Consider the following 20,771-nt stretch of genomic DNA (forward strand, 5'->3'; position numbering starts at 1 on the left):
CCTGCCCGCCCCGGTGACAACACTCTCAAGATCATGACCAACAGAGCGTCTCAATCATGCCGGGACCGGCAGGCCAGCACACCCATATCCTGCAACAGGAACGGGCTACGAAAAAGGTAACGAGCGTGCCAGGGTTAGCGGCGGCCGCCGAAGCCGCCCCCGCCGCCCGGGCCCTCGGACGCGGTGTACTCGCCGCCCGTCACGGTGCCGACCTCTTTGGCCCCGTCCAGGGAACCTTCGCCGACGCCGGCGCTGACCGTGGCGGTGCCGCCGGTGTAGACCGTGTACACCTCGCCGTCAGTGATCGCGGCCGAGGAGAACACCAGGGACGCGGTGGCCTTGGTGGTTACGAAGGCACTCACCACGTTGCCTGCGGAATCGGCGATCTGCACCACCGTGCCGGCCGGGACAGCCGAGCCGAGCGTGACCTGCACGCCGGACTGAGTCGAGGAGGTGCCCGGGGTGACCACCATGCCCACGCTGCCGGCCGCCGCCACGGTGCCGCCGGTGACGGTCAGTTCGCCGTTGACGTCCAGGGCCCCGTTGCCGGAGTTGGTGGGGCCGTTGACCACCACGGTGCCGCCGGAGATGCTGGCGTTGCCGTTGGAGTCCAGCCCGTCGCCCTGCGCGTTGATGGTCAGCGAGCCGCCGGTGATTTCCACGGTGTAGTCGCCCACAGCCATTTCGCCGCCGCCGCCGCCCATCCCGCCCTGGGCCGAGGTGGACGTGGAGGCCCCGCCTGAGGCGTTCACGCCGTCGTCGTTCGCGGTGACGTTGGCCGTGCCGCCGGACATCACGATGTGCTGGGCTTCGAGGCCTTCCTCGGACTTTGCCACGGTGGTGACGCCGGCGGCGATGGTGAGGGTGTTGAAGGCTTTGATGCCGTCGTCACCCGCGCTGACGTTCAGGGTTCCGCCGTTGATGAGGACCCAGCCGCGGCCTTCGTCCTCCTCGTTGTCCGACTTGAAGCCGTCGTCGCCGGCGGTGACCTGGTAGGCACCGTCGAGCAGTACCGCGTAGTCCTTGCCCACGATCCCGTCGTCCGTGGCGCCCACGGTGACGTTGCCGGCGGCCAGCACCAGGCCGTCCTTGGAGGAGATGCCGTCGTTGAAGTTGCCGTCAACGGCCAGCGAGCCGGTGCCGGCGATGGTGAGATCGGCCTGGGAGTAGAGGGCCGCGTTCGGGGCGTCCTCAGCGGTGTCCGTGTAGGCGGAGGCGTCGCTCAGGGAGTTGGACGTGCCGTCCTCCAGGAACACGATGGCCTCGTTGGCGCTCTGCACCACAAACGGCGAGCCGGTGGAGCTGGAGATCTCGGCGCCGTCCAGGATGATGCGCACCACGTCTTCCTCGCCGGCGGCCACTACCACCTGGCCGTCGGACAGCGAACCGCTCAGGCGGTAGGTGCCGGCCGCGCTGATGGTGACGGTGTCGCCGTCGACCTTTACCGCGTCCGACGACGTGCCGGCGGCTACACTGCTGGCACCGTCCGCCAGGGTCACGGCTACTTCGGAGGCCGCATCCCAGGTGAGGTCATCGGCGTCGTAGTGCGTGTCAGCGGCGAGGGTGTCCAGGGAGACGGCGGCCTGGGCGGTCCCGGAGGTGGCGGACGAGTTGGCGGACGTCCCGGTAATGGACGTTCCGGTGCTGGTGCCGGCGGCGGAGCAGCCGGCCAGGCCCACGGCCAGGGCGAGGGCGGTGACGGAAAGAGCGGTGCGGAAGCGTTTCATGGTGTGTTCCTTCGAAATCTGTGGGGGAGGTGGGTCAGGCGGCGGGGCGGAGGTTCATGGTGCGGCGGAGGGTGCGGTTCCAGCGGTTGGCGGGCAGGTCCGGGCAGAGCGCCGCCATGCCGGTGGCGAACTTGGAGATCCTGGAGGGCCGGACTCCGTTGGCCCAGAGGTGCCGGTCCAGCGGGCCTGACGCTGAGCCGGACTTGGTTTCGAGGATCACCGCGCCGTCCAGGACCCAGGCGTGTTCGCCGGGGCGCTGCCAGGTGACGTTGGTGTCGATGGTGGCCCGGCTGCCGGATTCCGGCAGGTAGAGCGTGGTGCGGTGGTAGCGGGTTTCCAGGACCGGCCCGAGGGGTGCGGCGGGCGCTCCGCCCACCGCCGTCGCAAGGGTTTCGTGGACGTAGTCCAGGCCTTCCGCCGTCAGCCGGGACCGGTCCGAGAGCTCGTAGGGGATACGTTCCTTGACGGTGGCTTCGCGGGCGCCTTCGGTTTTGACCTCGAGGAAGCTGATGGCGCTGTCCACATACGTCCTGGTGCGGACCTTGTAGCGGCGCCGGCGGCCGTGCGCGGCCAGGAGGTAGCTGTCCAGCTGCGCGGTGTCGAAGTAGACGGAGTCGTAGGCGAAGCAGCGGGAGCCGTCCATCTCCAGGACCCGGACCTCGGCGTCGAACGTGGCCAGGAGCTCCTGCGCCAGGTCCTCGGGGACCACGTATTTGCGGTCCACCCGGGTCTGCAGCGCGGCTTCGGCGTTCAGTTCGTCCAGCCCCACGGCCGGCAGTCCGCTCAGGCTGTTCACGACGCCGGCACCTGCTGGGGCGCTCATGCCGCACCTGCTGAGGCGTGGACGGGGTCCGAGGCGTGGACGGGGGAGGACGACGCCGGTTCGGTTCCGTCGGCACCGGCTGTCACCACAGGTGCGGGTACCGGCGGCAGCGGCCGGGATGACGCGTAAGGTGCCGGTTCTGCGTGCCGGGGTGCCGCCGTCGGAAGGTAGGTTACGGCGGCGGGGTGGGGGTTGTAGGCGTAGCGGACGTCCACGATCGTTTTGTCGTTGACCAGGTCGAGTTCCTGGATGGTGGCGGAGTGGACCTTGCCGTGCAGGACTTCCTCGAGCCGGGCGTACAGTTCGCCGTCCTCGGCCAGGGCCCGGTCCAGGATCACCGTCTGGTGCCGGTGGGCGGGCAGGACGCGGGGGTGGTCACCGACGAACATCACCAGCAGGATCAGGCCCATCAGCGACGCGGTGAGCCAGATCGGCTCGATGCCGAGGCCGGCGATGAGGCCGAGTGCCAGGGCCGAGAAGTAGTAGGCCACCTCGTGCTGGGACAGCTCGGTGGAGCGGAGCCGGATGATGGACAGGACACCGAAGAGGCCAAGTCCCAGGCCGAGTCCGGCGGCGGAGCCGGAAAGTGCGGTGGCCACAGCCAGGACTCCCACGTTCATGCCCAGGTAGGACACCACCAGGTCGCGGCGGCGGTGGCGGCGCAGGTAGAGGACGAACGTGAGGATGCTGATGGCCGCCAGGTCTGCGGCAATAAAAATAAGGGAAGTCATCGGATTCTCCGGAATCTGTTGGTGGGCTGTTCCTTACGATCCACGGCCAAACTGTGCAGGTGCTGTGACGGGACCTAGGCAGGAATATGAGTGCCGACTGGATCGTCAAGGCTGCTGGTTCCAGGGATCATGCAACCGCCGTTCCTTGTGGCACGCGGTGGCAGCGATCGGCTTCATCTAATCCGCCCACGGAGCATACGGCGGCGGAAGCATGGCACCAGCAGGGCAGGCGAGCGAAGACATGTCGGGTCGAGCCTGGCGGGCAACGGAATTGCCGCCATCGCTGATACGGACGTCGCGTCCTCGATTGCTACGATCGCCGTGACGGCGCCATAGGACACATGCAGTTCGTTCCGGAGAAGCGGATCCCTTCAACATCGACGATGCCGCCTTCAGCGCCGGTTACTGACAAGACAAGGGTGCTGCGCCCTCGCGCGGTCCCTCGGTCCGGCGCTGCTGTTTGCAGATGGAGGGCTCAGGCTCCACGCCGTGTTTGCCCTCGCTGCGGTGGTCGCGCTTGTGAAGGCTTCGAGGAGCCGACGCTCACCCGTAGCCCCGATTGCCCACTGGCTGTGGCGCTGGGGTTATTGAGCGCGGAGGGCGACGAGCCACCCGGCCCATTCGCGCGCCGAACCGCTGCTCCAGGTCCAGGACTTGCTGCCCGAGGAACCGGCGGCTGCCTGAAGGCCATCGTCAAGCTCAGTGCGCTTACCACCGAGGTCATACACTTCCGCCATGCCTGACGGGCCAGCGATGACGATAGTGGTATTGCTTGAGTTGATGGCGATTGCGCCGACGAGCATCGCTCCGGCGGTCGTTGTGGTGACTCCAGCAACCGAGCCCGTGGAGGCAGCGGTGGCAGACGCGGCTACCGAGGCTGTTGTGTCCAACGGCGTTGTGGTGTTCACTCCGGAGTAGCAGCTGATGCCGCCACCGCTGGCGACCGACCCTGCCGTGGTCCAGGTGTAGCTGGCAGGTTCGGACGCACCCATAACGTGGTAGTAGCCATACAGATGCGGGTTGGAGATCGACGTAATTGCGGCAAACTGGGTCCAGCCGGTCGGGGCCGCTGAAACGGTCGAGCCGTTGAGCGCCAATGAGGCGACACAGACCTGGCCTGCCGCGGCCGAAGCGGGCTTGGTAATCGTGTGGCTCGTGGTACTCGTGGTGTTTACCACGGTGCTCATGCCTTGGCGCTGGATGCCGCTTGTTTGAGCATTGGTGGTGACGGTGAGACTTGTCGACGGGTTTGAGAGGTTCGTGGCGGCGTCGTAAGCCCTGACCGTGTATGTGTATGCCGTGGCGGGCGATAGGCCGGAGTCGGTATAGGTGCGGCCCGGTTGATCGGCAATTTGTGTGCCGTTGCGGTAAACCCTGTAGCCGGTGACGCCGACATGATCGGTAGAGGCATCCCAGGCCAGGGCAACCGTGTTCACGGTGCGCGATGTTGAGGCCAGGTTGGCTGGGGTGCTCGGGGCGTTGGTGTCGGCGCCGGCGCCGGCGCCGTTGTCGACGTCAAATTTCACGATCAGGACGCCCGAGCTGGTGGAGTTACGGCCGTACTGGTCGTTGCATTCGGCGCGCAGGAACAGCGTGTGCCTGCCATTGGTCAGCTGCCTGGTGTCGATACCGATCGGGGCATCGTACTCTCCGCTCGCCTGACGGATGATTGTACCGGGAATGTTGTTATGGAAATCTGGGTCGATGCGGACTTCATGGGCCGTGACGGGCGGGTCGCCGGCATCGCCGTGCCAAACCATCTTGACGGCGGGTGACCATGTGCCGCTGATGGGAGTATCAGGAACTGGAACGGTCATGAGGTCGGCTTCACAGTAGCCGCCTACCGCCAGATCGTTGCCTGGCGCTGAATACCATCCCTTACCACGCAAGTAGGGATCGCGGGAGATGTCCTTGACAGTGCGGGTGGGCGAGAGGTCGACGTAGTACTGAAAATTGAGGCTGGCGGTCATGCGGGCGGTGCTTGTCGTCCCGTTGGCAGCAGGGTCTTTGACATCAGAGAAGAAGCGCAGGCGCGTTTCCTTGAGACCATCGGTCGTGAAAATGGCTGGGTCGACCGTAACCTGGCCCCAACGGGTGCATGTCCCTGGAGTGGAACACGTCCAGCCTGTTTGGTAGAGCTTGGACTGCGTCTTCTCGATCGAGCTATCTTTCATGACAACCGACACGTATGGCGTGGAGGTACTGCCGGTATTGACCTTTTGGAGGCCGGGATCATGTAAAACCATGCGGATGTCGAGCCTAAATGGTCCGGTCATGGTTTCACGTTCGGGGATACACGCCCCCACGTGGATATGACCGTGGTCCGTACCGGCAGGAGTCGCGCCCTCGGTGGGCAACCACCAGGACTGGGAATCAACGAAGTGACGCTTTTCGGGATAACCGTCGCAGGTGACGGGGCTGGGGGTATCGGCCACGGCTGGAGCGGGGGCGCCGAGTGCGGTGCTAGCCACGAGGAGTATGGCTAATACTGTGCGCGCGGGTCGTTTGATATACATCGATCTCATATGCATAACTGACTCCGTTGGATAATTTTTCCCGTGGCGGTCCCGGCCCTACGAGGGTCCGCAATTGTCATTCCATCAGTATCAAGGGGCAGACTGACCTTTACGCCGAGGCTTTGGCGTCGCGTGGCCGTGTCTGTGACAGCCAGGCCTCCATGTCCCTGGGGTGGTGGAACTAAGAGTGAAGCCACAGGAAGTTTTGCCGGGTTTCCAGGCTGGGGCATTCAGGTCATTTGACGCCATCGGAGACATCCGCTGCGTCCGAGGTCCAGAGTCTGACACTCTGCACTCCCGTGCACCGCTTTGCCCGTGCGCCGGGAAAAGAGAAACCGCTGCTGCACCACGTAACTGACGGCCAGAAGGGTAATTTCCGCAAGGATTTTCGCCGGCAGGGCCGCCACGGAAAGGGCGTCCAGGGCATAGAGCAGGCCGTAGTTGGCGGCCAGCAGGACGATCACCAGGCTGAAGTAGCGCAGGCCGGCAGCGGCGGCGGGCCGGTCCCGGCCGTGTTCGAACACGACGCGCCGGTTGACGAGGAAGTTCACCGCCGAACTCACGGCCCGGGCGCCCACTACGGCAACCAGCAGCGAGTCGGTGACCAGGGTCAGCAGCAGGAACACCACGGTGTCCACGAGGAACGCCGTGAAGGACGAGGCGAGGAACTTCAGCAGCGGGGCATAGATCCGCACGGAGTCCGCCAGCGGCCGGAAGTGCGACCCCGAGTTGTGGTCCAGGTAGACAGTGGCGATGTCCACGGTCGAGATGGCGTAGCCGGCCTGTTTGGCTTCCAGCAGCAGGTTCAGTTCGTACTCGTACCGCTCGCCGCGGACAGAGCGCAGCCACGGGAGCATGGCTGCCGGGTAGCCGCGGAGGCCCGTCTGGGTGTCGGAAATGCGCTCGCCGGTGGCCAGGGTGAACAGCAGCCGGGTGGCGGTGTTGCCGAATTTGCTGCGGGCGGGGACGTTGCCGGTGAAGTTCCGGGTTCCCAGCACCATGGCCGGCGAGCCGGCCTGCACCGCCGCCGCGACGCGAAGGATGTCCACGATGGTGTGCTGGCCGTCGCTGTCCGCACAGACAACGTTGCGGCCCGGCAGATGGTCCGCGATGAACCCGAACCCGGTCTTCAGCGCGAAGCCTTTTCCCCGGTTGCGGGCGTACCCGATGACGTGGCACCCGAGTGCCTTGACGCCGTCGAACACGTCCTTGTAGGCGGGGCCGCTGCCGTCATCAACCACCACCACCGTGGCCCACGGCTCGGCATCGCGGATGGATCGGATCAGGGCGGGCAGCTGCTGGTCCGGCTCGTAGGCCGGGATCAGGATGATCATGGCCGGCCCTACTCCGCGATGTAGAGGATGTCGGAGGTGCCGCGTTCTTTGTTCTCACCCAGCGGGTTGTTGACCAGTCCGCCGTTGAAGTACATGGTGGAGGATCCGCCGCCGTCGATGTTGTACGCGGTGGTGGCGCCGAGGCCCTGCATGATTTCCGCCAGCCCGGTCATGGTGACGCCGGCGCTGTAGCCGGGGCTGCGGCCGTCCACCACCACAAACACCAGGTGGTTTTCGTCGATGATCCCGACGGCGGTGCGCGGCTGTTCGCCCTGGATGGAGTGGTTGCCGAAGTTGGTGTCCACCTCCACGTCCTCGATGCCATCGGCCACCTCGCCGTTGTCCAGGAGGGACGGGCCGAACGAGAGGGTATTCCAGACGCCGTCGGCCAAGAGCTGCTCAGCGGTGGTGGTGGTTTCGTCGTAGACCTTCACGGTGCCGTCGCGGTAGAAGGCCAGGCCCTGGCGGGCGCCTTCGTCGCGGAACACCACGCCGTTGCGGATCACGATGCCGGTGTCGCGGAAGCCGTAATAGTCGCCGTTGATGGCGAAGACGGCGTTGTTGGCCTCTGCGATGGCGGACGTGGTTTCGGTGATGTTCTCGCCGAAGCTGTTGTTGGCGAAGGCGGACTGGAGGGTGGTGGCGTCGTCGAGGACGACGTCGGCGACGTAGTAGGTGACGGTGCTGTCGCCGCTGCCGGTGGTCACCGTGGAGATGCTGATGTTCGAGCTGTCCGAGACGTACGAGGTGTCGGTGGTGACGGCCGTGGTGGAATCCGAGGTGGTGTCCGCCGTCGTGCTTTGGCTGGTCCCCGATTGGCTGGCCTGGTAGGCGGAGACATCCGAGATCTCCACGTGCTGGATCACAAAGCGGTCCAGGGCCCAGGCCGTGGCACCTCCTGCCGAAAGCGTAAAGGCCACGGCCCCGGCGAGGACGGCGCGCCGGACCCGGCTGCCCTTGCGTTGTGTGTTCTTGAGAGGAGTCATGCATCATTTCTAGGCAGCCAAGCTATCGCTTCGATTTGCCGAGGATGTGCTGAGCCTGTGAAAGGGTGTGGCCCGGGCAGCGCAATGGCCGGCCCAACCGTGGTTGAGCCGGCCATGCGTTATCCAAAATGGTGTCAGCGGGTCAGACGGAGGCGCCCTCGAACGCGATGCGCTTGGCCGCTTCCTTCGCCTCGATCTTTTCCGCCTCTGCCAGGACCTGTTCCGCTTCGTCGCGCCGGACCACCACAACGCCGTCGGCGTCCGCCACCACGATGTCGCCCGGGGCAACCACGACGCCGTCAATCGCCACCGGGAGCTGCAGCCGGCCGGGGCCGAACTTGTAGGGTCCGGCAGGGGTGACCGAGCGGGCGAAGACCGGCAGTCCGCAGTCCGCCAGGGCATCGGCGTCGCGGACGGCGCCGTCGATCACAAAGCCGGCCAGGCCCATGTTCTTGGCGCGGAGGCCGATCATGTCGCCTATCAGGGCACGGGACTGGTCCCCGCCGCCGTTGACCACGATCACGTCGCCCGGCTGGGCTTCGTCGAGCGCCTTGTGGATGTAGAGGTTGTCGCCCGGACGGGTCCACACCGTGTAGGCAGGTCCGGCCAGCTTGGCCCCCGGCCAGGATGGCGACAGGGCCGATGCCACGCCGATGCGTTCCTGCGCGTCGCCGAGATTCGCTGCCGGGATGGCCGCCAGGCGGCGCACCAGCTCAGCTGTGGAGAGGGAAGAAGTGTGTTCTGCCTGCATCGTGTCGCCGGCCTTTCCGATGGTGTCCATGGTTACTGCTGCTTGAGGAGTTCGTCGATGACCGGCTTGATCAGGGTTTCGCGCTCTTCCCACATCTTGCTGACCTCGGCGGCCGGGACCCAGGTGGGCTGCGTGGCCGCACCCTTGAGCTTTTCCTGCACGGCGGCAGTCTCGGCGGCCTTCTTCAGCGACGACTCGAGCTTCGCCACAACTTCCTTGGGCGTCTTGGACGGGACGGAGAGGGCGAAGTTGCTGGCCATGGGCTTGACGTCGTAGCCGGCGCTCTTCATGGTGGGCACATCCGGAACGAACGGGCTGGTGTTGTCCTCGATGACCGTCAGGAGCTTGATGTCGCCGGACTTGTACTGGCCGAAGAAGCTGGACACACCGCCGAGCGCGAAGTCCACCTCGCCGGACACGATGGCGGCCACTTTGTCCGCGCCGCTGTTGTAATGCACGATGTTGAAATCCAGGCCCAACTGGTTCTCCAGCAGGCGCAGGTTGATGTGGTCGTCACCGGCGCGTGAGTCGGTGCCCACCGTGATCTTGCCGGGTTCTGCCTTGACGGCGTCGAACAGTTCCTTAAGGGACTTGTACTTGCTGTCCTTGTTGACGCCGATCACCACGGAGTTCGTGGCGAAGGAACCGATGGGCGTGAAGCTGCTCCGGTCAAACGCCGCCTTCTTGGACGGGTCCAGGTAGCGGCCCAGGATGGAGGGGATGTTGGTGTAGCCGAACGTCAGGCCGTCCGCCTTGGACTGGGCCACGTAGTTCAGGCCCACCACCTGGCTGCCGCCCTCCTTGTTGACCACCTTGATGTTGGCGCCCAGGTCCTCCTGCATGGCCGGTGCCACGATGCGGGCGAGGATGTCGTTGCCGGCGCCGGCGGCCGAAGGGACGATCCACTCGATGGTGGCGCCTGCCTTCGGGAAGTCCACGGCAGCGGTGCTGGTGGTGCTGCCGGCCTGTCCGCCGCAGCCTGTGAGGGCCAGGGCAACTGACGCGGCCAGTGCGGTGGTGGTCAGTGCGGTGAGTTTTTTCATTTCGCAAGCTCCTTTGGTGCGATGGGGGTGATGGTCTTTTTCTTCAGCATGGAAGCAATGAGGGGGCGGACTGCGCCGAACAGGATGGCCAGGACAATCACACCGATCAGCGTGAGGCTGATGGGGCCCTGCAGGAACACGTTGTAGTCGCCGCGGGACAGCGCCAGGGAGCGCTGGAAGTTCTCTTCCAGCAGCGGGCCCAGGATGAGTCCCAGGACGAGCGGGGTGAGCGGCACCTTGACCAGCTGGAAGATGTAGCCCAGGAGGCCGGCGCCCAGCATGATGAGGATGTCGAAGGCACTGCCGTTGATGGAGTAGGTGCCCAGGAACATAAACGCCAGGATGGCGGCCATGAGGTAGTGGAACGGGACCTTCAGGACGGCAATCCAGACCCGGGCCAGCGGGACGTTGAGTACCAGCAGGATCAGGTTGCCCACGATGAGGCTGGCGATGATGGCCCAGGCAACGTCGGGGTTGTCGCGGAACAGCAGGGGCCCGGGGATCAGGCCGTTCATGGTGAACGCGCCCGCCATGATGGCCACCGTCGCGGAGGTGGGGATGCCCAGCGTGAACAGCGGGATCATGGACGAGACGGCCAGGGCGTTGTTCGCTGCTTCCGGACCGGCGATGCCTTCCACGGCGCCCTTGCCGAATTCCTTGCTGCGCCTGGAGATCCGCTTTTCCGCGGCGTAGGAGGCCAGCGATGTCGCCGCGCCGGGGGAGCCGGGCAGGAGGCCCATAAAGAAGCCGATCAGTGATCCACGCAGGGACGGGAAGGCCGAGCGCTGCAGGTCGGTGCGGGTGGGCAGGAGTCGGGCGACCTTGAGCGGGCTCGGAACACCCAGCGGACCTTTCTGTGCCTGGCCGAGGACTTCGCTGAGGCCAAAGACGCCCATCACGATGGCCACCAGTCCCAGGCCGTCGAACAGTTCCGGCATGTCAAAGGTGAAGCGGGCAATGCCGACGCCGGAATCCACGCCGACGGTGGCGATGCCCAGTCCGGCCGCCGCGCTGAGCAGGGCCTTGGCGGGGTTGGAGCCGGCGAAGGACGTGATCAGGGCGAAGCCCAGGAGGGAGACCAGAAACAGTTCCGGTGCGCCGAATTCCAGTGCCAGCCGGCTGAACGGTGCCACCACCACAAAGCCGATGACACCGACCAGGCCGCCGACGAAGGAAGCAAGGGCCGCGATCACCAGGGCGGGACCGCCGCGTCCCTGTTTGGCCATCTGGTAGCCGTCGAGCGTGGTGGCGATCGAGGAGGCCTCGCCGGGAATCCGCAGCAGCACCGCCGTCGTGGTTCCGCCGTAGGCCGCGCCGTAGAGGATGGCGGCCAGCATGATGATCGCGGAAGTGGCGTCCAGGCCGAACGTGACCGGGATGAGGAGTGAGACGGCGGCAGCCGGACCGAAGCCCGGGAGCACACCCACGAGCATGCCCAGGACACAGCCCAGCAGCGCGAACAGGAGGTGTTCGGGGGTAAAAACGGTGGCCAGGCCACCCAGGAGCTGATCAAATCCCATGGTTACAGCCCCAGTCCTGCGAGGAAGTCGATGCTGGCCGTCGGCAGGGCCGTTCCCAGCCAGACCTCAAAGACCAGCCGTGACGCCAGGGCGGAGCCGACGGCCACCAGGGCGGCCATCCAGAGTTTCCGCTTGCTGACGAAGAACAGGATGGTTCCCAGCATCAGCGTCATCACCACGGTGTAGCCGAGCAGGGGGAGGAGCAGGGCGGCGAGGAGGATGGCGCCGGAGATGATCCCCACACGTGCCCACCCCTGGCGGTCCGGGAAATCCGGGGAGTCCGGCTCGTCGCTGTTGTCATCATCAAGCAGGGATACCAGTGCGGATTCCGACTCGTGGTGCGGCGGCAGTGACTCGACGGTGTCGCCGGTGACAGGTGCCGGGACGGATGTCCGGCGCGCCGCAACCAGCTGGAGGGCCCAGAGGACCCCGGCCAGCGCCATAAGCGTGCCGGCGACGGTGGGAAAGAACCCGGCCCCCACACCGGAGGTGTTCGTCAGCCCGTAGCCGGCGCCGACCACAGCCATGGTCAGGCCCCCGGCGACGGCCGCTGCGGCCACCGTCCATTCAAGCGCAACAGGTGCGTTGAGGGTTTGCATCTTCGTTGTCCGCCTCTCTGCGGCAAAGTGGAGAAAATAGTGGGAGCAGGATTAGCTGTAAAGCAATCTTGCAACCTTGCACAGGATTGCATGTCCGTGAGAGAGTGTCAAGCATCACAGTGTTTCAAGCGGGAACCTCAGGGAACCTCAAAGGAGAGCCAGAGTGGGTTTTAAAGCAGTAGTGGCCAGCAGCACGGTCCAGCTCAGCGCCTCGGAGGAGCGCGTCATGAACGTCCTTATGGGCGATTACATGTCAGGGATTCCCGCCGCGGAGGTTGCGGACCGGGCCAAGACCCACGAATCAACCGTTGTGCGGCTGGCGAAGAAGCTGGGCTACCGCGGCTACCCGGACCTGCGCAATGACCTGCGCAAGGACGAGACTGAGGTCCATGAGCAGCATGGCGGCATCATGCGCGGGGATACCGGCTACGACCTGTCCGCGTTCGTGGCAGATGAGATCGTCGCCCTGAAGCGGCTGCCGCACTTTGTTTCCCAGGAAGACCTGAACGCGGCCGCCAGGACCGTGCACGGATCCCGGACCATCTACCTGTTCTCGAGGGACGACGAGAAGCCCACCCGTGACCTGATGGCCCGGCGCCTCCGGCGGCTGGGCCTGACCACGGTGACGCTGGGGACTGCCCCGAAGGATCTGGCCGAGCGGTTCATCAGCTTCGATGAAAACAGCACCCTTATAGGCTTTGCGTTGCGTGAGGCCCCGATGCAGCTTGGTGCGCTGGTGTCCGAGGCTGCCCGGCGGGGAGGCAAGAGCATCCTGATCTCGGACGTTCCCGGCTACCATTTCCGCCCCAGCCCCGACCACCTCATCACCGCCAGGCGAGGCGACGACGGCGAATACCGGACCCAGCTGATCCCCGTTCTCCTTGCATATGCCCTGCAGTTGGCGGTCTTCCACCTGGACCCTGCCCGCTACCGGGCTGCGCGGGACGGCATCGAGGACCTGACCCGCCTGCTGGGCGGAGCGGACGAAATTCCGCTTCGGGCGTGAGCGCCGCCAGATGGCGGCGGGCACTCAGCGCGCAGGCGGTGCTGGCACAGGCCGCGTGGGTGGGAATCCGGCTCATCATCGGATACCGGGCCCTGTCCGAAGGCGCCGACCCCGTGTTCCTCGGCGTCCTGGCGTCGAGCTTCGCGCTGCCCGCACTGCTGACGGCCCTGCCCGCGGGCAGGCTGGCTGACAGGTTCGGCGGCACCGCCATGGCCTTCATCGGCCTGTTGACCGCGGCCGCGGGTACTCTGCTCATGCTCGCCGTGCGGGGACTTCCGGTCCTGCTGGCTGCCAGCGCCATCATCGGCCTGGGGCACCTGATGGTGATGGTGGGCCAGCAGGCATTCGTGGCACACGTCAGCAGTGAAGGATCCACTGACAGTGCGTTCGGTACGCTCACCGCCGCTGCCTCCATCGGCCAGCTCATCGGTCCGCCCGCCGTCACGCTCGTGGCCTCGCTGGGCATCGCGGACGGGGCTGCGCCGGACACCACGCTGGGGCTCCTGGTCTGCCTGGGCTTCAGCGCCCTGGCCACTCCTGCCTACTTCTTCCTGCGGCGGACCGACGCCGGCCTTCGCAGGGGCCGGCGCAAGACAGCCGCTGAGCCCGTCAGCGTTGCCGGTGTGCTGAAGGCACCGGGGCTGTGGCGCTCGCTGGTGGTCAGCGGCGCCGTGCTGGTGACTGTCGACCTGATGTACGCGTTCGTCCCGGTCTGGGCCACCGAGCAGAAAGTCAGCGCCGCCGTCGTGGGGATGCTGCTTGCCCTCCGGGCTGCCGTCTCCGTCGCGAGCAGGCTGGGCCTCACCCGGCTGATTGCGCGCTTCGGACGCAAGGCAATGCTGGTCGTATCCATCGGTGCGGCTGCCCTGTCACTGGCTGCCCTGCCGCTGGTGGGCCCCTTCGGCGCCATTGCGGTGATGGTCGGGCTGGGGCTGGGGCTCGGCATCCCCCAGCCGCTCACCATGGCCTGGGTGGTGGCGCTCACCGCATCGTCGAGCCACGGCGCGGTCCTCGGCCTGCGGATGACGGTCAACCGGCTGGCGCAGATCACGCTGCCGATCGCCGTCGGCTCCTTTGCCGCGCCCCTTGGCGTGCTGGGGATCTTCTGGGCCAACGCCGCGCTGCTCCTGGGAGCCATCGCCGTGGTGGCAGGGTCCGATGCCGGCCAGCCGCCTGGGGCGGATACCCTCACCTGACGCCGGGCTTCCTGTTGCCGGAACGTACGACGCCGGCCAGCCGCCGTCGGGGGTTATCCGCCGTCGGACGTCACCCGTCGTAGTGTGTGCGCGCGGGTCCCTGACCCAGCGAGTTGACCACCGCTGCGGCCACGTCGTGGAGCTTTGAATTGCGGGTGCTGGAGGCGGTTTTGAGGATCTCGAAAGCGTCGAGCTGGCTGCAGCGGTTCTGGGCCATGATGATGCCCACGGCCATGTCGATCACGGTGCGGGATTCCAGAGTCGCCCTCAGGTTGGCAGCCGTCTCGCTGTAGTGCGCGAAACGCACCGCGAGGCGGAGGGCGAGGGATGTCTGGCTGACGAAGTCCGCCGCGAACTTGAGGACGCGGCCATCAAACCGGTTGGGCCGCCGGGAATACAGCAGGAGGGCGGCCTTCGTGTCCCCCTCGAGATCGAACGGCAGGGCAAGGACCGAGCGGACCCCCTGCCCCTGGACGGCCGCAGAGTACTCCGGCCAGCGGTCATCCTCTGTGACGTCGGGGATGTGGATGGCGGACTGCTCCAGCGAGGCGGCCATGCCGGGGCTGTTGCTGCACTCGTACTCGATCTGGCCGATGGCCTGGGCATCCGGCCCGCTGCTCGCCACGGTGGCTGCCTTGCGCTCCCGCAGCAGGGTGATGCTGCAAAGGACTTCGTCGTCAAGGTCCGAGAGGCCGCGCACGGATACGCGGGCGAGCTCGTTAAGGAAATCCTCAACATCGGAGCTGTTGAGGACGAGTTCATGCAGGTGCTCGGTGATGGATGTATCGGTTTTTGCTGTTGACTCGCTGGCCACGATTCTTGGTGCCATTCGCTCAGGTCAAAACGAGCCGGCAACATACCGCCCAAACCCCAAACGGCGGCTGGCGGTAAAAGTCGCTGGATCGACGAACTTTCCAACGGCCTGCTGCTAAACCGATATCCAGAAGTATATACACGCCCTGGCCTGTGGAAACGTCACTTGAGGGTACGCACGGCACGGTTACGCACAGACCCACCTCCAACGCCCCTTCAAACTAATGCCAGCCTCCGGATCCCCTCCCGGAGGCTGGCATTGTGTTGCCAACTGTGGGCAGAATGAACCACGCGTTGGCGCTGCCGGCGACGGACCCCGAGACCAGCGGCGATGGCGCCGCAGAGGGACGTAGAACATGACCAGACTGCTCATCATCGGTCCGCCCGGCTCCGGCAAAGGCACCCAGGCCGAACACATCGCGCGGCATTTCAACATCCCCGCCGTCTCAACCGGCGAGATCTTCCGGGACAACGTCGGCCGGGAAACTTCGCTGGGCAAGGAGGCCTCCAAATACCTGGACGACGGCCTGTTTGTGCCCGACCACCTGACTAACGCCCTGGTGAAGGACAGGCTGCTGGACGCCGACGTGCAGGTGGGTTTCCTGCTGGACGGCTATCCCAGGACGGCGCCGCAGGTTACCGAACTGGACAACATGCTGGCCGCCCGGGACCAGCGCGTGGACGCAGTCATCGAACTCCAGGCCCCTGATGCCGAACTGGAACAGCGGATGCTGAAGCGCGCCCAGGACCAGGGCCGCAAGGATGACACGGTGGACGTCTTTCGCCGGAGGCTAGATCTCTACCACCGCGAAACGCATGAGGTAGTGTCCGTTTATGCGGGCCGGGGACTGCTTGTCTCCGTAGACGGCAGCGGGAGCCCGGGCGAAATCACCGAAGCGGCCATCGCCGCCGTCGAGAAGTTTCTCGCAACCTAGGACAGGAATACCGATGAGAATTGCAGTGACCGGCGGTAGCGGAAAACTGGGGCGGCACGTGGTCCGCAGGCTCACGGCGGACGGGCACCAGGTCCTGAATCTGGACCGTGCCGGGGACAGGAGCCCGGGCCTTGCCATTGTGGACCTGCGCGACTACGGCCAGGTCCTGGATGTGCTGCTGGGACTGGACGACAGGCACTCGGGTTTTGACGCCGTCGTCCATCTGGGTGCCATCCCCGCGCCCGGCATCCTCCCGGACGCTGCAACCTTCGAGAACAACATGCTTTCCACCTACAACGTCTTCCAGGCGGCCCGTAGGGCCGGCATCAAGAGGGTGGTGTACGCCTCCAGCGAGACGGTGCTGGGACTGCCGTTCGACGTCGACCCGCCCTACATCCCGGTCGACGAGGAATACCCCGCCCGCCCGGAGAGCACCTACTCGCTGGTCAAGCACCTCGAGGAGCAGATGGCCATCGAACTGACGCGCTGGGACCCGGACCTGAGCATCGTGGCGTTGCGGTTCTCCAACGTGATGGACGCTGCGGACTACGAACGCTTCCCGTCATTCGATGCCGACGCCAGGCAGCGCAAGTGGAATTTGTGGGGCTACATTGACGGCCGCGACGGAGCCCAGGCCGTGGCGCGGGCCCTGGAAAACGGGCGGCCCGGGTTTGAGGCGTTCATCATCGCCAACGCGGACACCGTCATGAGCCGTTCCAGCGCCAGCCTCGCCGCAGAGGTGTTCCCGAATGTCACGGTGACCAGGGAACTCGGTGAACACGAAACCATGCTCTCCATCGGCAAGGCGAGGAGGCTGCTGGGCTTCGAGCCTGAGCACAGCTGGCGGACCTACCACCCCAACAGGACCACGCCCACGGAAGACTGAGGCCCTACGGCGGCGGGCCGGAAAGCGCGTTTCCCTCAAGGCAAACCACGGATTTGCGTAACCGGCAAAGGGTTGGCGCAGGATTGGCGAAATTCCGGTTCGCGGCACGCAGCTGGCTCCTATTCTGGTGATGGGCGGGGCTTCCCCGCCCGCCACTAACCGCCCCAGCCGCCCTGCAAGGACCCTAAAATTCCTACTTCACGCCTGCTCCGGCCCGCCGCTGCCGCGATGCTTGTTTCCGCCGTCGCCCTGACCGCCACGGGACTTCCGGCAGCCGCCGTTGCACCGGCCGCCAGCGAGGCCAGCGTCCGCTACCTCGTCCGCTACGCAGCCGACGCCGACGTTGCCACCGAAACTGCAGCCATCCGCTCCCGCGGCCTTGGCGTGGGCCGCACGTTTTCGCACGCGGTGCGTGGCGCCGTCGTGACCGCCACGCCGGCGCAGGCCGAGGCGCTGTCCCGTTCAGGGCGGGTGGTCTCCGTGGAGGCAGACGCGCCGGTCACCATCTCCGAAACGCAGCAGCAGGCGCCCTGGGGACTGGACCGGGTGGACCAGCGGGCCCTGCCCCTTTCCGGCTCCTACAGCTGGACCGCGGCCGGCGCAGGGGTCAGCGCCTACGTGGTGGACACCGGCGTCCTCGCAACCCACACCCAGTTCACCGGCCGCATCACGACAGGCTGGACAGCGGTGGCCGACGGCCGCGGCTCCGGGGACTGCAACGGCCACGGCACCCACGTGGCCGGAACGGTGGCCGGGAGCACCTACGGGGTGGCCAAGGCCGCGACCGTGGTCCCCGTCAGGGTCCTGGACTGCAACGGCTCCGGCTACAACTCCGACGTCGTCGCCGGCCTCGACTGGATCGCAGCCAACCACGCCGCCGGCACCCCGGCCGTGGTCAACATGAGCCTGGGCGGGGCGGCCAGCGCAGCCGTGGACGCCGCACTTCAAAGCGTCATCAACGACGGCGTGGCCGCCTTTGTGGCCGCCGGCAACTCCGCCGTTGACGCCTGCGGCAGTTCACCTGCCCGCGTTCCGTCCGCCGTCACCGTGGCAGCCAGCGATTCCGCCGACCGGCAGGCCAGCTTCTCCAACTACGGCTCCTGCGTTGACCTCTACGCACCGGGTGTGGGCATCACGTCCGCGTCCTACACCTCCACCACGGCGACCGCCTCCATGTCCGGCACGTCCATGGCCACGCCGCACGCTGCCGGCGCGGGCGCAGTCCTGCTCGCCCAGAATCCGGCGCTCACTCCGGCGCAGGTTGCGGCGGCGCTGGCAGCCAGCTCGACTGCCGGCGTCGTCAGCGGCACCGGAGCCGGCACGCCGAACCGCCTGCTGTACTCTGCCGGCGCGGCCCCCGTTTCCACCCCGCCGCCCGCACCAGCCCCAGTGCTCCCCGCCCCGACGGTTACGGCCAAGTCACCCGGCGCGAATTCGACGGCGGTCCCCGTGGGCAGCAACATCTCGGCCACCTTCAGCGCCGGCGTCCAGGGCGTGGGCGCCGGAACGTTCGTCCTCAAGAATGCCGCCGGCGCCTCAGTCCCGGCCGCAGTCACCTACAACGCCACAACGAAGACCGCGACCCTGGACCCGGCGTCGAACCTGGCCCTGGACTCAAAGTTCACGGCGACCCTCGTGGGCGGAGCCGCCGCCATCCGCGACGCCGCCGGCACCCCGCTGGCCACCACGAGCTGGACCTTCGTCACCGGTCCGGCGCCCACAGTCACGGGCTTTGTCCCCGGCAGCAACGACCTCCTGGTCAGGCGCTCAAACAACGTGTCCGTGACGTTCAGCGAAGCTGTCCAGGGCGTGACAGCCTCCACGTTCACGGTGAAGAATGCTGCGACCGGCGCGGTTGTTGCCGCCGCTGTGGTCCCGAACGGCACCAGCAACCAGTGGATCCTTGATCCGCAGCTGGCACTGGCCGCCAAGACCAAATACACGGTGACGGTGACCGGCGGCGCTGCAGCCATCCGGGACCTCGCAGGCAACCAGCTGGCCACCAAAACCTGGCAGTTCACCACCGGTTCGTTCTGACGCCTTCTCCGCCACGGCAAAAGGAGGCCGACGGCGGCAGTTGCCCGCCGCCGTCGGCCTCCTTTGCGTTACAGACGCAGTGGGCAACGCCCAATCAGCCCAGCGGGACAACCTCATAACCGTCGGCCCTGGCCACCATCTGCCGGCCATGGTTTCCGTTGAACTTCAGCCACATCACAGACGAGTCCGCCAAAACTGCCTCAACTTCGCCGGTGCGGACTATGCTCCCCCCAGAGCGGAGTTCCACCCAGCTGCCAATCAGCTGATGCCAGTCTTCGGTTGCCTCGTCCACGGTTCCGGCAGCCCTCAGGAAACCAGTTCGCGGGTCATCCCGAAAGGAACCTGCTCTGACAGTGTTGCCGTGTAGCGCCCCGGGGCGACACGGGTCACCAGGATGCCGTGCGTGCCTGTGAGGAGGGCTACTTCCTGAAGGCGCCGGACGGCAGCATCAAGCTCTTCGTCCAGAAGGTGCCGGCTTGCGACATCTATATCAATGCGGTCTATGGGGGTAGACATATCAGTTCCTTGTTAATAGTTGGGGCAGGGTTCTTGGTTACTCAGGCTTGGCTGCGGAAACGGGGACAGGGCGATCCTTGGCCTGGTCCGTCGTCCCTGCGGGCGCCTTTGACTCGGTCGTGGCGGGAGGTGTGGTCCTGAGCTTGAACCTCTTCCCGATGGTGCTGCCTCCGCCGCCGCTGCGGTTCTTGTTGAAGATGTCGAAGCCGACGGCGAGCAGGAGGACCAGTCCCTTGATGAGCTGCTGGTAGTCGGTGCCCAGGCCCAGGATGGACATGCCGTTGTTCAGCACACCCATGATCAGGCCGCCGATCATGGCTCCGGCCACGGTGCCGATGCCGCCCTGGACTGCGGCGCCGCCGATGAATGCCGCGGCGATGGAGTCGAGCTCGAAGCCGGTGCCGCCGGCGGGCTGTGCCGAGTTGAGCCTGGCGGTGAACACCAGGCCTGCCAGTGCCGCCAGGACGCCCATGTTGACGAAGAGCCGGAAGGTGACGGCTTTGGTTTTGACGCCGGACAGCTCCGCGGCGTGCAGGTTGCCGCCGATCGCGTAGGTGTGGCGGCCAAAGACGCTGTTGTTCATCAGCGCCGTGTACACGATCACCAGGACTGCCAGCACGATCAGGACGATCGGTGTGCCCCGGTAGCTGGCGAGGAGGAACGTGATGATCAGCATGAGCAGGGCAACGAAGGTGGTCTTGGTCGCGAACCAGGCCATGGGTTCATTTTCGAGGTCGAACTTCTTGCGGATCCGGCGTTCCTTGAGCGCCTGGATGAGCAGCGCAACCGTGGCGCCGACGCCCAGGATGACGGTCAGCCATTCCAGTACCGAGGTGCCCCCGGAGATGTCCGGGAGGAAGCCGCCGCCCAGGGCGCGCAGTTCGGCGGGGAACGGGGTGATCTGCTGGTTCTTGAGGGTGATCAGGGTCAGGCCGCGGAAGATCAGCATGCCGGCCAGGGTGACGATGAACGCGGGGATCCCGACGTAGGCGATCCAGTATCCCTGCCACGCCCCGACGAGCGCTCCCACCAGGAGGCAGGCCGGGATGGCAAGCCACCAGGCCCAGCCCCAGTGGACCATCATGACGCCGGCAACGGCGCCGATGAAGCCGGCGATCGATCCCACCGAGAGGTCGATGTGGCCGGCAATAATCACCATCACCATGCCGATGGCGAGGATGAGGATGTAGCTGTTCTGGACCACCAGGTTGGTGACGTTCTGCGGCTCCAGGAGGATGCCGTTGGTCAGTACCTGGAACAGCAGGACGATCAGGATCAGGGCAACGAAGATGCCAACCTGCCGGAGGCGGCTTGTCAGGAAGCCGAGGGATTCTCGTAGGGCGGACATGGTC

19 protein-coding genes are annotated in these 20,771 nt (G+C 66.2%); 5 read left to right on the plus strand and 14 right to left on the minus strand.

What is annotated here, in order from left to right; genetic code table 11:
- Positions 1-134: 134 nt before the first annotated feature.
- From EYS21_RS20955 to EYS21_RS21000, 10 genes are all read right to left on the minus strand, one after another.
- The gene (locus EYS21_RS20955) at positions 135-1,727 is read right to left on the minus strand and encodes a carbohydrate-binding domain-containing protein (RefSeq protein WP_131135180.1); all 1,593 of its coding nucleotides are present in this window, start codon (positions 1,725-1,727) and stop codon (positions 135-137) included.
- 34 nt (positions 1,728-1,761) lie between these two features.
- Complete coding sequence (locus tag EYS21_RS20960; RefSeq protein WP_131135181.1) at positions 1,762-2,550, minus strand: polyphosphate polymerase domain-containing protein; 789 nt, start codon at positions 2,548-2,550, stop codon at positions 1,762-1,764.
- Positions 2,547-3,281, minus strand: coding sequence for a DUF4956 domain-containing protein (locus EYS21_RS20965; RefSeq protein ID WP_242633545.1), 735 nt, complete (start codon positions 3,279-3,281; stop codon positions 2,547-2,549). Before EYS21_RS20965 ends, EYS21_RS20960 begins: the two co-directional genes overlap by 4 nt.
- 584 nt (positions 3,282-3,865) lie before the next feature.
- Complete coding sequence (locus EYS21_RS20970) at positions 3,866-5,557, minus strand: fibronectin type III domain-containing protein (protein ID WP_131135182.1); 1,692 nt, start codon at positions 5,555-5,557, stop codon at positions 3,866-3,868.
- Positions 5,558-6,027: 470 nt separating this feature from the next.
- Positions 6,028-7,131, minus strand: a complete 1,104-nt coding sequence (locus EYS21_RS20975) for a bifunctional glycosyltransferase family 2/GtrA family protein (protein ID WP_131135183.1) — start codon at positions 7,129-7,131, stop codon at positions 6,028-6,030.
- 8 nt (positions 7,132-7,139) lie between these two features.
- A complete protein-coding gene (locus EYS21_RS20980; protein WP_131135184.1) occupies positions 7,140-8,117 on the minus strand; it encodes a phosphodiester glycosidase family protein in 978 nt (325 codons plus the stop codon).
- 142 nt (positions 8,118-8,259) lie between these two features.
- Positions 8,260-8,898 carry a methyltransferase gene (locus tag EYS21_RS20985; RefSeq protein WP_131135185.1) on the minus strand — a complete coding sequence of 213 codons (639 nt, stop codon included), beginning with the start codon at positions 8,896-8,898 and terminating at the stop codon, positions 8,260-8,262.
- Between the two features lie 2 nt (positions 8,899-8,900).
- The gene (locus EYS21_RS20990; RefSeq protein WP_131135186.1) at positions 8,901-9,911 is read right to left on the minus strand and encodes a tripartite tricarboxylate transporter substrate binding protein; all 1,011 of its coding nucleotides are present in this window, start codon (positions 9,909-9,911) and stop codon (positions 8,901-8,903) included.
- Complete coding sequence (locus EYS21_RS20995) at positions 9,908-11,431, minus strand: tripartite tricarboxylate transporter permease (RefSeq protein WP_131135187.1); 1,524 nt, start codon at positions 11,429-11,431, stop codon at positions 9,908-9,910. The genes EYS21_RS20990 and EYS21_RS20995 overlap by 4 nt, the downstream gene beginning before the upstream one ends.
- A gap of 2 nt (positions 11,432-11,433) precedes the next feature.
- Positions 11,434-12,030 carry a tripartite tricarboxylate transporter TctB family protein gene (locus EYS21_RS21000; RefSeq protein WP_131135188.1) on the minus strand — a complete coding sequence of 199 codons (597 nt, stop codon included), beginning with the start codon at positions 12,028-12,030 and terminating at the stop codon, positions 11,434-11,436.
- A 163-nt stretch (positions 12,031-12,193) separates the two neighbouring features.
- On the opposite strand from EYS21_RS21000, the gene EYS21_RS21005 reads away from it, so the two are divergent.
- Both EYS21_RS21005 and EYS21_RS21010 read left to right on the plus strand, forming a co-directional pair.
- Positions 12,194-13,036, plus strand: a complete 843-nt coding sequence (locus EYS21_RS21005; RefSeq protein WP_131135189.1) for a MurR/RpiR family transcriptional regulator — start codon at positions 12,194-12,196, stop codon at positions 13,034-13,036.
- Complete coding sequence (locus EYS21_RS21010) at positions 13,033-14,232, plus strand: MFS transporter (RefSeq protein WP_165478371.1); 1,200 nt, start codon at positions 13,033-13,035, stop codon at positions 14,230-14,232. The genes EYS21_RS21005 and EYS21_RS21010 overlap by 4 nt, the downstream gene beginning before the upstream one ends.
- Positions 14,233-14,302: 70 nt before the next feature.
- Here the strand turns inward: EYS21_RS21010 and EYS21_RS21015 are convergent, their stop codons facing one another.
- Positions 14,303-15,046 carry a GAF and ANTAR domain-containing protein gene (locus EYS21_RS21015; protein ID WP_131135230.1) on the minus strand — a complete coding sequence of 248 codons (744 nt, stop codon included), beginning with the start codon at positions 15,044-15,046 and terminating at the stop codon, positions 14,303-14,305.
- Positions 15,047-15,401: 355 nt separating this feature from the next.
- On the opposite strand from EYS21_RS21015, the gene EYS21_RS21020 reads away from it, so the two are divergent.
- The 3 genes from EYS21_RS21020 (at position 15,402) to EYS21_RS21030 (ending at position 18,903) form a co-directional block, all read left to right on the plus strand.
- Positions 15,402-15,980, plus strand: coding sequence for an adenylate kinase (locus EYS21_RS21020; protein WP_131135191.1), 579 nt, complete (start codon positions 15,402-15,404; stop codon positions 15,978-15,980).
- A gap of 13 nt (positions 15,981-15,993) precedes the next feature.
- On the plus strand, positions 15,994-16,866 hold the full coding sequence (locus EYS21_RS21025; protein ID WP_131135192.1) for an NAD(P)-dependent oxidoreductase: 873 nt from the start codon (positions 15,994-15,996) through the stop codon (positions 16,864-16,866).
- A gap of 228 nt (positions 16,867-17,094) precedes the next feature.
- Complete coding sequence (locus EYS21_RS21030; RefSeq protein ID WP_131135193.1) at positions 17,095-18,903, plus strand: S8 family serine peptidase; 1,809 nt, start codon at positions 17,095-17,097, stop codon at positions 18,901-18,903.
- Positions 18,904-18,997: 94 nt separating this feature from the next.
- Here the strand turns inward: EYS21_RS21030 and EYS21_RS21035 are convergent, their stop codons facing one another.
- From EYS21_RS21035 to mmsB, 3 genes are read right to left on the minus strand one after another with little or no spacing between them, the layout of a single operon-like run.
- Positions 18,998-19,195: a hypothetical protein gene (locus tag EYS21_RS21035; RefSeq protein WP_131135194.1), complete on the minus strand. Its 198-nt coding sequence runs from the start codon at positions 19,193-19,195 to the stop codon at positions 18,998-19,000.
- Between the two features lie 14 nt (positions 19,196-19,209).
- Positions 19,210-19,419 carry a hypothetical protein gene (locus tag EYS21_RS21040; protein WP_131135195.1) on the minus strand — a complete coding sequence of 70 codons (210 nt, stop codon included), beginning with the start codon at positions 19,417-19,419 and terminating at the stop codon, positions 19,210-19,212.
- 37 nt (positions 19,420-19,456) lie between these two features.
- Positions 19,457-20,767, minus strand: a complete 1,311-nt coding sequence (mmsB, locus tag EYS21_RS21045) for a multiple monosaccharide ABC transporter permease (protein WP_131135196.1) — start codon at positions 20,765-20,767, stop codon at positions 19,457-19,459.
- Positions 20,768-20,771: the final 4 nt, after the last annotated feature.

Origin of the sequence: Arthrobacter sp. S39, assembly GCF_004320525.1 — a bacterium.
Classification (GTDB): domain Bacteria; phylum Actinomycetota; class Actinomycetes; order Actinomycetales; family Micrococcaceae; genus Arthrobacter.